13 protein-coding genes are annotated in these 14,010 nt (G+C 67.1%); 8 read left to right on the top strand and 5 right to left on the bottom strand.

Translation table 11 applies throughout. From position 1 onward, the window contains the following. Window positions 1–23 precede the first annotated feature (23 nt). Both LE197_RS13955 and LE197_RS13960 read left to right on the top strand, forming a co-directional pair. Window positions 24–1,649, top strand: coding sequence for a methyl-accepting chemotaxis protein (locus tag LE197_RS13955; protein WP_003097894.1), 1,626 nt, complete (start codon window positions 24–26; stop codon window positions 1,647–1,649). A gap of 105 nt (window positions 1,650–1,754) precedes the next feature. Continuing rightward, window positions 1,755–2,195, top strand: coding sequence for a winged helix-turn-helix transcriptional regulator (locus LE197_RS13960; RefSeq protein ID WP_003087468.1), 441 nt, complete (start codon window positions 1,755–1,757; stop codon window positions 2,193–2,195). Window positions 2,196–2,368: 173 nt separating this feature from the next. On the opposite strand, the gene LE197_RS13965 is transcribed toward LE197_RS13960, so the two are convergent. Continuing rightward, window positions 2,369–2,845 carry a DUF3859 domain-containing protein gene (locus LE197_RS13965; protein WP_003087466.1) on the bottom strand — a complete coding sequence of 159 codons (477 nt, stop codon included), beginning with the start codon at window positions 2,843–2,845 and terminating at the stop codon, window positions 2,369–2,371. 68 nt (window positions 2,846–2,913) lie between these two features. Further along, window positions 2,914–3,948 carry an amidohydrolase family protein gene (locus LE197_RS13970; protein WP_028681474.1) on the bottom strand — a complete coding sequence of 345 codons (1,035 nt, stop codon included), beginning with the start codon at window positions 3,946–3,948 and terminating at the stop codon, window positions 2,914–2,916. Between LE197_RS13970 and LE197_RS13975 the strand changes: the two genes are divergently transcribed. The 5 genes from LE197_RS13975 to LE197_RS13995 all read left to right on the top strand — a co-directional run bounded on the left by LE197_RS13975 (window position 3,947) and on the right by LE197_RS13995 (window position 9,606). Next, window positions 3,947–4,852, top strand: a complete 906-nt coding sequence (locus LE197_RS13975) for a substrate-binding periplasmic protein (protein WP_003097899.1) — start codon at window positions 3,947–3,949, stop codon at window positions 4,850–4,852. The genes LE197_RS13970 and LE197_RS13975 overlap by 2 nt on opposite strands. 38 nt (window positions 4,853–4,890) lie before the next feature. Continuing rightward, on the top strand, window positions 4,891–5,313 hold the full coding sequence (locus tag LE197_RS13980) for a MarR family winged helix-turn-helix transcriptional regulator (RefSeq protein WP_003087460.1): 423 nt from the start codon (window positions 4,891–4,893) through the stop codon (window positions 5,311–5,313). A 207-nt stretch (window positions 5,314–5,520) separates the two neighbouring features. Then, complete coding sequence (locus tag LE197_RS13985) at window positions 5,521–6,012, top strand: (2Fe-2S)-binding protein (RefSeq protein ID WP_023108991.1); 492 nt, start codon at window positions 5,521–5,523, stop codon at window positions 6,010–6,012. Further along, window positions 6,009–8,255, top strand: a complete 2,247-nt coding sequence (locus LE197_RS13990) for a xanthine dehydrogenase family protein molybdopterin-binding subunit (RefSeq protein WP_023108992.1) — start codon at window positions 6,009–6,011, stop codon at window positions 8,253–8,255. The genes LE197_RS13985 and LE197_RS13990 overlap by 4 nt, the downstream gene beginning before the upstream one ends. A gap of 49 nt (window positions 8,256–8,304) precedes the next feature. Beyond that, window positions 8,305–9,606, top strand: a complete 1,302-nt coding sequence (locus LE197_RS13995) for a cytochrome c (protein ID WP_023108993.1) — start codon at window positions 8,305–8,307, stop codon at window positions 9,604–9,606. Window positions 9,607–9,616: 10 nt separating this feature from the next. Here LE197_RS13995 and LE197_RS14000 read toward each other — a convergent pair whose 3' ends face one another. Beyond that, complete coding sequence (locus LE197_RS14000; RefSeq protein ID WP_003117756.1) at window positions 9,617–10,399, bottom strand: AraC family transcriptional regulator; 783 nt, start codon at window positions 10,397–10,399, stop codon at window positions 9,617–9,619. Window positions 10,400–10,479: 80 nt separating this feature from the next. Here LE197_RS14000 and panB point away from each other — a divergent pair, with 80 nt between their 5' ends. Beyond that, window positions 10,480–11,301 carry a 3-methyl-2-oxobutanoate hydroxymethyltransferase gene (gene panB, locus LE197_RS14005; protein WP_016561746.1) on the top strand — a complete coding sequence of 274 codons (822 nt, stop codon included), beginning with the start codon at window positions 10,480–10,482 and terminating at the stop codon, window positions 11,299–11,301. 10 nt (window positions 11,302–11,311) lie between these two features. On the opposite strand, the gene LE197_RS14010 is transcribed toward panB, so the two are convergent. Continuing rightward, window positions 11,312–12,037 carry a dienelactone hydrolase family protein gene (locus LE197_RS14010; RefSeq protein ID WP_226034076.1) on the bottom strand — a complete coding sequence of 242 codons (726 nt, stop codon included), beginning with the start codon at window positions 12,035–12,037 and terminating at the stop codon, window positions 11,312–11,314. A 67-nt stretch (window positions 12,038–12,104) separates the two neighbouring features. Further along, window positions 12,105–14,009, bottom strand: coding sequence for a molecular chaperone HtpG (gene htpG / locus LE197_RS14015; protein ID WP_023108994.1), 1,905 nt, complete (start codon window positions 14,007–14,009; stop codon window positions 12,105–12,107). Window position 14,010: the final 1 nt, after the last annotated feature.

Genomic DNA, 14,010 nt, shown 5'->3' on the forward strand with positions numbered 1-14,010 from the left:
CCTGCCCCCTGGAATCCGCCATCATGTCTTTGCGCAGTATGCCCATCGCGACCCGTGCCGCCCTGAGTTTCGCCCTGATCACCGCTCTGCTGGTCATCACCGGCATCTTTTCCCTGAACCGGATGGGTTCGCTCAACGAAGCCTCTTCGGACATCAGCGACAACTGGCTGCCTAGCGTCCGCGAAAGCGCCGAGTTGAACGTTCTGCTCGCCGAACTGCGGCAGGTGCAACTGGCCCATGTGCTGGCGGCGGACGATAGCAGCAAGCGCTTCCTGGAAAGCCGCATGACAGAAATCGGCAAGGAACTGACCGATCGCGAGGGCGCCTACCAACGGCTGATCAGTGGTGCCGACGAGCGCTCGATCTACGAGCGCTACCTGGCTACCCGGCAGACGCTCCTGCAAAGCCAGCAGACCCTGGTGCAGATGTCGCGCAGCAAGCCGCTGGAAGAGACCCGCCAGTACACCGAAAGCACCTTGCTCGACCAGTACCGCGCCACCCAGCAGCAACTGCAGGCGCTGATCGACTTCAACGTCAAGGGCGCCAGCCAGGCCAGCCACACGGCCGATGAGGTCTATGACAGCGCCTTCGCCGCAGTGATCGGCGTACTGCTGGTCGCCGGCCTCGCTACCGTGGTACTGGCCTGGCTGTTCACCCGCAGCATCACCCAACCGATCGGCGAGGCGCTGCGAGTGGCCGAGGTGATCGCTTCCGGCGACCTCACCAGCCGCATCGACACCTCTGGCCGCGACGAACCGGCCAAGCTGCTGGTCGCCCTCCAGGGCATGCAGGCACAACTGCGCCAGACCATCCAGCAGATCGGCAGCTCGGCGACCCAACTGGCCTCCGCCGCGGAGGAACTCAGCGCCGTCACCGAGCAGGGCAACCGCTCGCTGACCCAGCAGAACGACGAAATCCAGATGGCCGCCACCGCGGTCAACGAGATGACCGCCGCCGTCGAGGAAGTGGCGCGCAACGCCAGCTCCACCTCGGACGCCTCGTCCGCCTCCGAGCAATCGGCGCAGAACGGACGCCAGCGGGTACTGGAGACGGTCCAGGCGATCCGCCTGATGAGCGAAGAAGTGGACAATACCTCGGCGCTGGTCGGCGGCCTGGCGGAAAAGGCCCAGGACATTTCCAAGGTCCTCGACGTGATCCGCGGTATCGCCGAACAGACCAATCTCCTGGCGCTCAACGCGGCCATCGAGGCGGCTCGCGCCGGCGAGCAGGGCCGCGGTTTCGCCGTGGTCGCCGACGAGGTTCGCGCCCTCGCCCATCGCACCCAGGAATCCACCCGCGAGATCGAGCAGATGATCGCCAACATCCAGGAAGGCACCGGCGCCGCGGTCGGCGCCATGGACAGCAGCAGCGTACGCGCCCGCAACATGCTGGAGATCGCCGAAGCCGCCGGCCTGGCGCTCAACGAGATCGCGGAGCGGGTCGGCCAGATCAACGAGCGTACCCTGGTGATCGCCAGCGCCTCCGAGCAGCAGGCCCAGGTGGCCCGCGAGGTCGACCGCAACCTGGTGAACATCCGCGACATCTCGCTGCAGACGTCCGCCGGCTCCAACCAGACCGCCGCCGCCAGCCAGGAACTGTCGCAACTGGCCATCGACCTGAACAACATGGTCACCCGCTTCGTCGTCTGACCATGCCGTGCGCCGTCTCACGGCGGCGCACTTCCTCCGGTTGCCCAGCGTGAAGCCCGGGTTTTACCATGAAACCCGATCCTCTCCCCCTCCGGAGCCGCCCAGATGGTCAAGCGCACCAGCCACAAGCAAGCCAGTTGTCCAGTCGCCCGCCCGCTGGACGTGATCGGCGACGGCTGGTCGATGCTCATCGTGCGCGATGCCTTCGAAGGACTGACGCGCTTCGGCGAATTCCAGAAGAGCCTCGGCCTGGCCAAGAACATCCTGGCGGCGCGCCTGCGCAACCTGGTGGAGCACGGCGTGATGGTGGCGGTCCCGGCCGAAAGCGGCAGTCACCAGGAATACCGCCTGACTGACAAGGGACGCGCGCTCTTCCCCCTGCTGGTGGCGATTCGGCAGTGGGGCGAGGACTATTTCTTCGCCCCGGACGAATCCCATGTCCGCCTGGTCGAGCGCGACAGCGGCCAGCCGGTGCCGCGCCTGCAGGTACGCGCCGGCGACGGCAGTCCGCTCGCCGCGGAAGATACCCGGGTCAGCAGGGACTGATCGAAGGACGAACAGGCTACCATCGGCATCCGCGCGTACGCCGCCAAAACGGCGGATAACCGCGGGCGGTTATTCGCCCTGCCGCACGCAGGCAACCCTTGCCCGGTAGAGCGAATGGCGCCCCCGCGTTATCCACGCGACACAAGAAAACCAGCGCTCTGCATGGCTCGCGCTCAGCGCACGTCGAAGGATTTCTCCGCCAGCAGGCGATCGCCCTGGAACACCATCAACCGCCATTCGCCCTTCACCACTTCGTGCGGCTCGGTGAATTCGTAGGCCATGACATCGGTCGGCGCGCCCGGCACCAGCTTCTGCACCACTTCGAACTTGTCATGCCGCTGGCCATCCGGAGTGACCACGCCCGGGGTGAGGTAGAGCAGCGTCAAAGGCGTATCGCCTTCCTGCTTGCCGCTGAGTTGATAACGCATGCCGAACTTGGTGCCGAGCTTGGCCGGGACTTCGGTGGTCTGCTGGATGTTCTGCTCGCTACGGGTCAATACCCGTTCGCCGGGCTGGAAATCCTGGTAGCGGCTTTCGAACACGCCATATTCGATGGGGCCGTCGATACGCACCTCGGCCTGCGCCGCCACGGCGACGCCGGCGCCGAGCAGGAAGACGGAACGACTGATGCAAGAACGGATGAAGGACATGACTCACTCCTGGATGGGACTGGCGCGAGCCTATGACGCCGGCATGACAGACTGATGACGAATCCGGGTTATTCGCCTCGCGGATCGGCGGGCTGGCGCGGCAGCACCGCCAGGAAGTTGTCCCGCGCCACCTGGCGAGCGACCTGCTCGGGCAAGGCGTCGAGGAACGGATCGAAGCTCGCCATCAACTCGGGCAGGCTGTCGAACTGGCCGACCACATCGGAACCGAGCATGAAGCGTTGCGGAAACCGCTCGACCAGTGCCAGCCACTGCGGGTCGGGCTTGCCCTGCTCGTCCAGCAGGTACGGGCGCAACACCGACCAGGACAGGTCGATGTAGAGGTTCGGGTAACGCTGCAGCAGACGCCCAAGGGTCGGCAGGAGGAAGTCCAGTTTCTTCTGGTGGCGATGGATCTCCATGCTGGTCCCGGCATGGGCCCAGATGAACCGCACATGCGGGTGATTGCGCAGGGGCTCCTCGATTTCCGCCAGGTACAGCGGGTTACGTTCGCGCTTGGAAGTGACGTTGGCGTGCAGCAACACCGGCAGGTCGAATTCGGCGGCCAGGTGATAGACCCGCGCCAGCGCCTCGTTGTTGGCCCTCGGCACGTCGCCGTAGGTCAGCGCGGTGAGGTCGTCGTGCCGGGTAAAGATCTCGCCGATGCCCTGCCAGAGTCCCGGGTCCAGCTCCAGCATGCGACGGATGTGCGCGTCGGCGTTCTTGTCGGTCGGGTTGAAACCGGTCAGGAACGGATGCACGCGCCGCCGCTGCTCGGCTGGCAGGGATTTCACCGCCGCCGCCACGATCACGTCGGTGGCGCTGTACCAATAGGCTCCGGCATCGTCGCCAGCGTAGTAGCGCGGCCGCTTCGGCTCGTCCTCGTGCCATTTCTTGGCGACCGCGACGCCGCTGAGCATCAAATGGTCGACCCGGCCTTTGTCCATCGCCTCCAGCAGCCGCGGCATGCCTTCGCTTTCCTGGAAGAAATCCACATAGTGCACGTGAGCGTCGCTGTAGCGATAATCCCTGGCATGGGTCAAGGATGTCACCAGGGACAGGGCGAACAATGTCGAAAACAGGGCACGCGTACGGGGGCCAGCCATGGCATTCCTCCTGATAGGCCTGAGTGAACATAGACCGCTGCCGCTCGGCCAGGGTTCGCCGCTCCGCTGGCTGGCCCTGCTGTTCGGCCTGCTGGCCTGGCATGCCGGGGCTGGCGAACGGGTGATCTATCCGCGCCATTCCGAAGGGCGCAACCCCGAACCCTACGTCGTCGAGCTGCTGCAACTGGCGCTGGCCAGGAGCGGCGGCGACTACCGCCTGGAGCCCAGCGCGCAGCCCATGCCGCAGTCCCGTGCGCAACTGCGCCTGGAGCAGGACGATCCGGGCCTGCAGGTGATGTGGGCGCAGTCCCGCGACGACCTGGAAGAGACCCTGCTGCCGATCCGCATTCCGATCTATCGCGGCCTGATCGGCTGGCGCATTCCCCTGGTCAGCGCCGCCAACAAGGATATCCTGGCCTCGGCGCGGACCCTCGACGATCTCCGCCGCCTGCGCTTCGGCCAGCGCCAGGACTGGGCCGACACACCGATCCTGCGCGCCAACGGCCTGGAGGTGAAGACCAGCCAGAACTACGAGAGCCTGTTCCGCATGCTCGATGCCGGCCGCTTCGAGGTCTTCCCCCGCGAGGTCGTAGTGATCGACGGAGAACTGGAGGACGCCTCCCGCGCCGGGCTGCACCTGGCGATCGACCAGCACGTGGCCCTGCACTACCCCGCGGCCTTCTATTTCTTCGTTTCGCGTCAACGCCCGGAACTGGCCGAGGCCATTCGCCAGGGCCTGGAGAAGGCGATTGCCGACGGTAGCTTCGAACGGCTGTTCGAGCGACATTTCAAGACGCGGCTGGGCAAGCTTGCCCTTCGGCAGCGGAGAATAATCGAGCTGAAAAACCCCTATCTTCCAGGAAAAACTCCTTTTCAGCGCGAGGCGCTCTGGTACCGGCCGTGAGCTAGAATGAGGCCTTCACGCCACCACCGATGCCCAGCATGTCCCGTACCACCCCGTACCGCCTCGACGACCAGATCGGCTTCATCCTGCGCCAGGCCAACCAGCGCTATGCAGCGTTGTTCGCCAATGGCATCGGCAACGGCCTGACACCCACCCAGTGGGCCGCCCTGGTCCGCCTCGGCGAGACCGGACCCTGCCCGCAGAACCAGCTCGGCCGGCTCACCGCCATGGACGCCGCGACCATCAAGGGCGTCGTCGAGCGCCTGGACAAACGGGGACTGATCCAGCGCAGCGCCGATCCGGACGACGGCCGGCGCCTGCTGGTCAGCCTCAGTCCTGCCGGACGCGCCGAACTCGAGGCCGGCCTGGCGGCCGCCCGCGAGATCAACCGGCAGGCCTTGGCTCCCCTCTCCCCGCAAGAACAGGAAACCCTGCGCGGGTTGCTCGCTCGCCTGACCTGAGGCCATTGCGGTCTATCCTTTTTTTCCGCGTTACGTCGTCCGGAGCTGCGCCTTTCGTCGTAGCGGCCTGCCATTGACAGTTCGCCGCAGGCATCCATAACATGTTTGTATACAAACAAATTCCCGCAGAGCCGCACGCTACCAGGCACGGCCGACGGGACATCCGCCTGATGAACAGCCATGCCCCCGGCATGGGGAGAAACCGCCATGAGCGATGCCCTTGCCCTGACCGTCAACGGTCAGTCCCTGCGCCTCGATGTCACCCCCGATACCCCCCTGCTCTATGTCCTGCGCAACGACCTGCAACTGAACGGTCCCAAGTTCGGCTGCGGCCTCGGCGAGTGCGGGGCCTGCACCGTGCTGATGGATGGCGTCGCCACCCGCTCCTGCATCACCCCGGTGGAGGCTGCCGTGGGCCGCCAGGTGGTTACCCTCGAAGGACTCGGCGATGCCGCCCATCCCCATCCGCTGCAACAGGCCTTCATCGACGAACAGGCCGCCCAATGCGGCTACTGCATCAACGGCATGGTGATGACCGCCAAGGCGTTGCTGGATCGCAACCCGAACCCCAGCGACGGCGAGATCCGCCAGGAATTGGCCTACAACCTGTGTCGCTGCGGCACCCATGTGGAGATTCTCAAGGCCGTGCGGCGTGCCGCCGAGAGCCTGAAGGAGCGTCAGGAGGAGCACCCGGCATGAGCCTGGCCAATCCCTCGCGACGCGGCTTCCTCAAGGCCGGCGGCCTGCTGCTGGTCACCGTCAACCTGCCCGCCCCGCTACTCGCCCTCGCCGAGCAGGGCGCCACCGACCTGCCGCTGGACCAGGTCGACTCGTTCATCGCCATCGCCGCGGACGGCAAGGTCACCGCCTTCTGCGGTCACGTCGACCTTGGTACCGGCATCCGCACGGCACTGGCGCAGATCGTCGCCGAAGAGTTGGACGTCGCGTTCGAGCAGGTCGAGATGATCCTCGGCGACACCCGTCGCACACCGGACCAGGGGCCGACCATCGCCAGCGCCAGCATCCAGGTCAGCGCCGTGCCGCTGCGCCAGGCCGCCGCCGAAGCCCGGCGCTTCCTCCTGCGCCAGGCCGGAAGCCATTTCCCGGTGCATCCGGACAGCCTGCGCAGCGAAAACGGCCAGGTCTTCGCCGCCGCCAATCCGCAGCGACGGGTCGGCTACGGCGAGTTGCTGCGAGGCCAGCGCTTCAACCTGAACATCGACGGCAAGGCGCCGCTCAAGCCGCGCAGCGAGTACCGTCTGGTCGGCAAGCCGGTGCGTCGGGTGGACATCCCGGCGAAGCTGACCGGTCAACTGACCTATGTCCATGACATGCGCCTGCCCGGCATGCTGCATGGGCGAGTGGTACGCCCGCCCTATACCGGCGCGGATGTCAGCGCCCCGCTCGGCAGCGGCCTGCTGGCGGTGGACGAAAGCTCGGTCGCCGGGCTGCCGGGGCTGGTCAAGGTGGTCGTGATCGGCGACTTCGTCGGCGTGGTCTGCGAACGCGAGGAGCAGGCGATCCGCGCCGCGCGCCAGCTCAAGGTGCGCTGGAAGGACTGGCAGGGCCTGCCGCCGCTGGAACCCGACCGGCTCGAGGACACGCTTCGCCGGCATCCGAAGAAGCCACGCACGCTGCACGACTCGCCCGGTCTCGAGCAGCACCTCGCGGGCATCGCCCGGCCGCTGTCGGCCACCTATGTCTGGCCCTACCAGTTGCACGCCTCCATCGGCCCTTCCTGCGCCCTCGCCGAGGTCGATGCGCAGCGCGCTCGCGTCTGGTCCGGCACGCAGAACCCGCACGACCTGCGCAACGACCTGGCCAGGCTGCTGCAGCGCGAGACCGGGGACATCGAGGTGATCCGCATGGAAGCCGCCGGCTGCTACGGACGCAACGGCGCCGACGACGTCAGCGCCGACGCCGTGCTCCTGGCGCAGGCAGTGGGCCGACCGGTACGGGTACAACTGATGCGCGAACAGGAACATGGCTGGGAACCGAAAGGCACCGCGCAACTGATCGAGGTCCGCGGCGGCCTCGACGAGCAAGGCCGGGTGGCGGCCTACGACTTCGCCACCTGCTACCCCTCCAACGGTGCGCCGACCCTGGCCCTGCTCCTCACCGGGCGGATCCAGGCCACCCCGCAGGTGGCCGACATGGGCGACCGCACCGCGATCCCGCAATACCGCTACCCGCGGATGCGGGTGGTGGCCAACGACGCCGCCCCCATCGTCCGCGCGTCCTGGATGCGCGGCGTCTCGGCGCTGCCGAACGTGTTCGCCCATGAGTCCTACGCCGACGAACTGGCGCACCTGGCCGGCATCGACCCCATCGCCTTCCGCCGCCGCTACCTGGACGACCAGCGCGCCCTGGCGCTGATCGACGCCCTGGTCGCCCGCGCCGGCTGGCAGCCACGCACCTCCCCCAACCCAGAGGCGCGCCGGGACGGCGTGCTGAAGGGACGCGGCTTCGCCTATGCGCGCTACTTCCACAGCAAGTTTCCCGGTTTCGGCGCCGCCTGGGCCGCCTGGATCGTCGACGTCGAGGTGAACCCGGAGAACGGCGCGGTGCGCGTCGCCAAGGTCTGGGTCGCCCATGACTGCGGGCAGATGGTCAATCCCGATGGGGTCAGGCACCAGGTCCACGGCAACGTCATCCAGTCCACCAGCCGGGTACTCAAGGAGTTCGCCACCTTCGACCGCCGTGGCGTCACCAGCCTGGAATGGGGCGGCTACCCGATCCTCGGCTTCCCCGAACTGCCGGAGATCGACGTACTGCTGCTCGACCGCCCCGAGCAGCCACCGATGGGCGCTGGCGAGTCAGCCTCGGTGCCCAGCGCCGCGGCCATCGTCAATGCGATCTTCGACGCTACCGGAGCGCGCCTGCGACAGGTGCCGTTCACTCCGGAACGCGTACTCGCGGCGCTGCGCAGCGCGCAGGCCTGATCCTTTTCCCCGGGGCGCCGCGGCGCCCCGCGCAGTGGATGACTGACAGATGAAGAAGGCAACACGCATCGGCCTCTGGGCCTCCGGCAGCCTCGTCGCGCTCGCCGCCATCGCCCTCGGCTACGCCTGGCAACCGGCCATCGGGCCACTGGAAGGCACACCCGGTCCCTTCAGCACCGAGCAGATCGCCCGCGGCGAACGCCTCGCCGCCCTCGGCGACTGCGCGGTCTGCCACACTCGCGAAGGCGGCCCGCGCAACGCCGGCGGACGGGCCTTGCCGACGCCGTTCGGGACGATCTACAGCAGCAACCTCACGCCGGATCGCGCGAGCGGCATCGGTGGCTGGTCCTACCCCGCCTTCGAGCGGGCCATGCGGCATGGCGTGGCCCGCGACGGCAGCTACCTGTATCCGGCGTTCCCTTACACCGCCTTCACCAGGACTCGCGACGAAGACCTGAAGGCCCTGTACGCCTACCTGATGAGCCAGCCGGCGGTGCACAGCGAAACGCCTGCCAACCAGCTGCCGTTCCCCTTCGACCAACGCCAGCTGATGGCCGGCTGGAACCTGCTGTTCCTGGAGCCCGGCGCCTACCGCGACGAGCCGACGCGCAACCAGCAATGGAACCGCGGCGCCTATCTCGCCGAAGGCCTCGGCCATTGCAGCGCCTGCCACTCGCCGCGCAATGCGCTCGGCGCGGAAAAGTCCGGCAGCGCGCACTTCGCCGGCGGCGAGGCGGAGGGCTGGACCGCGCCAGCCTTGAACGCCAGTTCGCCGGCGCCCATCGCCTGGAGCGAGGAGGCCCTCTACGCCTACCTCCGCCACGGCTATTCGGCCTACCACGGGGTCGCCAGCGGGCCGATGGCGCCAGTGGTCGGCGAAGGCCTGGCCAAGCAGTCGGACGAGGACCTGCGGGCCCTGGCCCATTACCTTGCGTCCTACGCCGCTGCCCCGGCCGGGGAAACCGATCAGCAACAGGCGCAACGCCTCGACCGGCAGGGCTACGGCCGCGTGCAACCGCCCAGCGGCAGCGGCGCGCGCCTGTTCGCCGGGGCCTGCCTGGCCTGCCACCATGACGGCGACGGACCGCGCTTCTTCGGCGTGCGTCCATCCCTGGCGCTGAACAGCAATGTGCATGCGGACAGCCCGGACAACCTGCTGCGGATCATCCTCGACGGCATCCACAGCCCGGCCACCGGCGACCTCGGCTATATGCCCGGCTTCCGCCATAGCCTCGACGACCGGCAAGTCGCCGCCCTGGCCAACTACCTGCGCGAGCGTTTCGCCGGCAAGCCCGCCTGGCCGGACCTCGCGGCCAAGGCGGCAAGCCTGCGCCAACAGGCGGCGCCCTGAAGCATGCGGCTCAGTTGGGCAAGCGCAGGGAGCGGGCGAAGCAACCGGGGGTCTGGCCGAAATGACGCTGGAACAGGCTGATGAACGCCGAGGTGGAGTCGTAGCCAAGGTCGCTGGCCACCCGCGTCACGCTGGCGCCCTCCTCCAGCGCGGCGACCGCGTTGAGCAGACGCAGGCGCTGGCGCCACTCGCGAAACGACAACTGGGTCTGCTCGCGGAACAACCGCGCCAGGGTCCGTCGGGACGCCCCCACCAGTCCCGCCCAATCCGAGATGCCGCGCGGATCGGCGGGATCCGCCTGTAGCGCGTCGGTGATCCGGCGCAAGCGCGGGTCGCCAGGCAACGGCAGGTTCAGCGGCGCCTCGCGAAGGCGCCCGACCTCATCGGCGACCACCTGCATGAGACGCTCGGCCTCGCCACCCGGCGGATATTCACGGGGAAACTCCGCCGCCCGCAGCAACAGTTCGCGCAGCAGGCCGGACACCTCCAGTACCCGGCAACCGCCGGGCAGCGAACGATCCAGGTAGAGACTGCGGAACAGCACAGGGTTGCAAGCCTCCGCGGCGTGCCGGACGCCCGGCGGAATCCACAGCGCCCGCTGCGCCGGCACCAGATAGCTGTGCCGCTCGGTGCTGGCGCGCAAGGTGCCGCTGGCGGCGTACATCAGTTGGCCCCAGGGGTGCTCGTGCATCTCCACCCGGTGCCCGGCGGGCATCTCGAAGGCGCGCAGGTACACCGCGCAGGGCAGGCTGCGGAATCGCGGCAGGTCGCGTTCTTGTCCCGTTTGCGGCATCGGTTGTCCCCATCCGTCGAGTGAGCGGTGCGCGGCCGATGGTAGCGTGTGGCTCCCCATAGACAAACCGGAGCCACGCCATGAGCAGTCATCGCCCGCAACATCGCCTGTCCGTTCCCGATATCCGGCGCCGCAAGGGTGCCGGCAGCCTGGTGGCGCTGACCGCCTACAGCACGCCCATGGCCCGCCTCCTCGATCCGCATGCCGACCTGCTGCTGGTCGGCGATTCGCTGGGCATGGTGCTCTATGGCATGCCCAGCACCCTGGGAGTGAGCCTGGAGATGATGGTCGCCCACACCCTGGCGGTGATGCGCGGCAGTCGGCGCGCCTGCGTGGTGGCCGACTTGCCGTTCGCCAGCTACCAGGAATCGCCCCGACAGGCGTTCCGCAACGCCGCACGCCTGCTGGCCGACAGCGGCGCCCAGGCGGTGAAGCTGGAAGGCGGTGAGGAAATGGAAGAAACCGTGGACTTCCTGGTACGCCGTGGCATACCGGTGCTCGCCCATATCGGCCTGATGCCGCAGCAGGTCAACGCCATGGGCGGCTTCAAGGCCCAGGGGCGTGACCCGGAAAGCGCAGAACGGGTACGCCGCGACGGCCTCGCCATGCAGCGCGGCGGCGCCTTCGCGGTGGTCATCGAAGGCGTAGGCGAGCCGCTGGCCCGTCGCCTTAGCGAAGAACTGGCGATCCCCTGCATCGGTATCGGCGCCTCGCCGGCCTGCGACGGCCAGGTACTGGTCAGCGAGGACCTGCTCGGGCTAAGCGGCGAACAGGTACCGCGCTTCGTCGAACGCTACGCGCGCCTCGACCGGGAAATCGACGAGGCGGCCCGGCGCTTCGCCGAGGACGTGCGCGAAAGGCGCTTCCCCGAGGCCAGGCATTGCTTCGCCATGCGCGAGTGAGCCGGCGGTCTCAGGCGAAGACTTCCGCCAGCAGGTCATCCATCGCCTGGAAGGCACGCCGGGAGGTCCTGGCGTCATAGTGCATCTTGCCCGGCACCTTGGCGTTCGGATCGGTGAAGGAATGCACCGCGCCGCCGTAGCTGGTGAGCTGCCAGTCGACGCCGGCATCGGTCATCTCCCTGGCGAAGGCCGGCAACTGCTCGCGCGGCACCAGCGGATCGGAGGCGCCGTCGAGGACCAGTACCGCGCCCTTGATATTCCTGGCATGCGCCGGGTCCGGCGTATCCAGGGTGCCATGGAAGGACACGAAGGCCTTCAGCTCGGCGCCGTCGCGAGCCAGCTCCAGCGCGCAGCAACCGCCGAAGCAGAAACCGAAGGCGGCCTGGCGGGTCGTATCGACAGCCGCGAGCGCCTGTCCGCGCAAGGCCGCCAGCGCTGCCTGCATGCGCTTGCGCAGCAGGGCCCGGTCGTTCTTCAGCGGCATCATCGCCGCGCCCGCCTCGTCGCCGTTCTGCGGACGCACGCCCCTGCCGTAGAGGTCCGCCACCAGCACCACGTGCCCACGACCGGCGACCTGCCGGGCGATGTCCAGCGCGGCGGCGCTCACGCCCATCCAGTTCGGCGCCATCAGCAGGCCCGGGCGCGGTCCCGCGTGGCTGGCGTCGTACACCAGTTGACCTTCGTACGGCTGCCCATCGATGTCGTAGGCGACCGGCTCTACACGAATCTCACTCATGGGTACTGCTCCTGCGAGAGTTGGAAAAGACAAAGCCCGCCGAAGCGGGCTTTGTCGGGGCTACTGCTTAAGCGGACAGCTCCACCAGCAGCTTGTTCAGTCGGCGTACGTAGGCGCCCGGATCCTTGAGGCTGTCCCCCGCGGCCAGGGCGGCCTGGTCGAAGAGAATATGCGACAGCTCGCCGAAGCGGTCCTCGTCCGGCTCCGCATCCAGCTTCTCGATCAGCGGATGCTGCGGGTTGATCTCGAAGATCGGCTTCGAGTCCGGCACTTTCTGCCCGCTGGCCTCGAGGATCTGGCGCATCTGCAGGCCAAGGTCCTGTTCGCCGATGGCGAGGATCGCCGGCGAGTCGGTCAGACGGTGGGAGACGCGGACTTCGCTGACCTGCTCGTCGAGCACCTTCTTCAGGCGCTCGATCAGGCCTTCCTTGCTCTTGGCGACTTCTTCCTGGGCCTTCTTGTCCTCTTCCGAGTCCAGGCTGCCCAGGTCCAGGTCGCCGCGGGCGACATCGACGAACTGCTTGCCGTCGAACTCCGGCAGGTAGCTCATCAGCCACTCGTCGATGCGATCGGTGAGCAGCAGCACCTCGATGCCCTTCTTGCGGAAGACTTCCAGGTGCGGGCTGTTCTTCACCTGCGAGTAGCTCTCGCCGGTGAGGTAGTAGATCTTGTCCTGGCCTTCCTTCATCCGACCGATGTAGTCGGCCAGCGCTACGCTCTGCTCGCCCGAATCGTCGCCGGTGGAGGCGAAGCGCAGCAGGCCGGCGATCTTCTCCTTGTTGCCGAAGTCTTCCGCCGGGCCTTCCTTGAGGACCTGGCCGAAGTTCTTCCAGAAGGTCTTGTACTGCTCCGGCTCGTTCTTCGCCAGCTTCTCCAGCATGTCCAGCACGCGCTTGGTCAACGCCGACTTCATCGAGTCGATCACCGGATCCTTCTGCAGGATTTCCCGGGAGACGTTCAGCGACAGGTCGTTGGAGTCGACCACACCCTTGATGAAGCGCAGGTACAGCGGCAGGAACTCGTCGGCCTGGTCCATGATGAACACGCGCTGTACGTACAGCTTCAGGCCTCGTGGCGCCTCGCGATGGTACAGGTCGAACGGCGCGCGGCCCGGCACGTAGAGCAGCGAGGTGTATTCCAGCTTGCCTTCGACCTTGTTGTGGCTCCAGCTCAGCGGGTTCTCGAAGTCATGGGCGACGTGCTTGTAGAACTCCTGGTATTCCTCGTCCTTCACCTCGGCGCGCGGACGGGTCCACAGCGCGCTGGCGCGGTTGACCGTTTCCCATTCCGGCTCGGCCGGCTTGTCGGCCTCTTCGCCGTGGAATTCCTTGGGCAGCTCGATCGGCAAAGCGATGTGATCGGAGTATTTCTTGATCACGTTGCGCAGGCGCCAGCCATCGGCGAACTCCTCCTCGCCCTTTTTCAGGTGGAGGACGATGCGGGTACCGCGCTCGGGCTTGTCGATGGTAGCGACGTCGAACTCGCCCTCGCCCTTCGACGACCAGTGCACCCCTTCGCTGGCCGGCTGGTCGGCGCGACGGGAGTAGACATCGACCTTGTCGGCGACGATGAAGGCGCTGTAGAAACCGACGCCGAACTGGCCGATCAGGTGCGAATCCTTCTTCTGGTCGCCAGACAAGTTCTTCAGGAAGTCGGCGGTCCCGGACTTGGCGATGGTGCCCAGGTGAGTCACCACATCCTCGCGGCTCATGCCGATGCCGTTGTCTTCCAGGGTGACGGTGTTGGCTTCCTTGTCGAAGCTGACGCGGATCTTCAGCTCGGCGCCGCCCTCGAGCAGCTCGGGATTGGCCAGGGCTTCGAAACGCAGCTTGTCGGCGGCGTCCGAGGCGTTGGAAATCAGTTCGCGGAGGAAGATTTCCTTGTTCGAATAGAGAGAATGAATCATCAGGTGAAGCAGTTGCTTCACTTCAGTCTGAAAGCCCAGTGTCTCTTTTTGGGTTTCCACGCTCATC

The sequence above is a fragment of the Pseudomonas sp. PS1(2021) genome (assembly GCF_020405165.1).
GTDB lineage: Bacteria > Pseudomonadota > Gammaproteobacteria > Pseudomonadales > Pseudomonadaceae > Pseudomonas > Pseudomonas aeruginosa.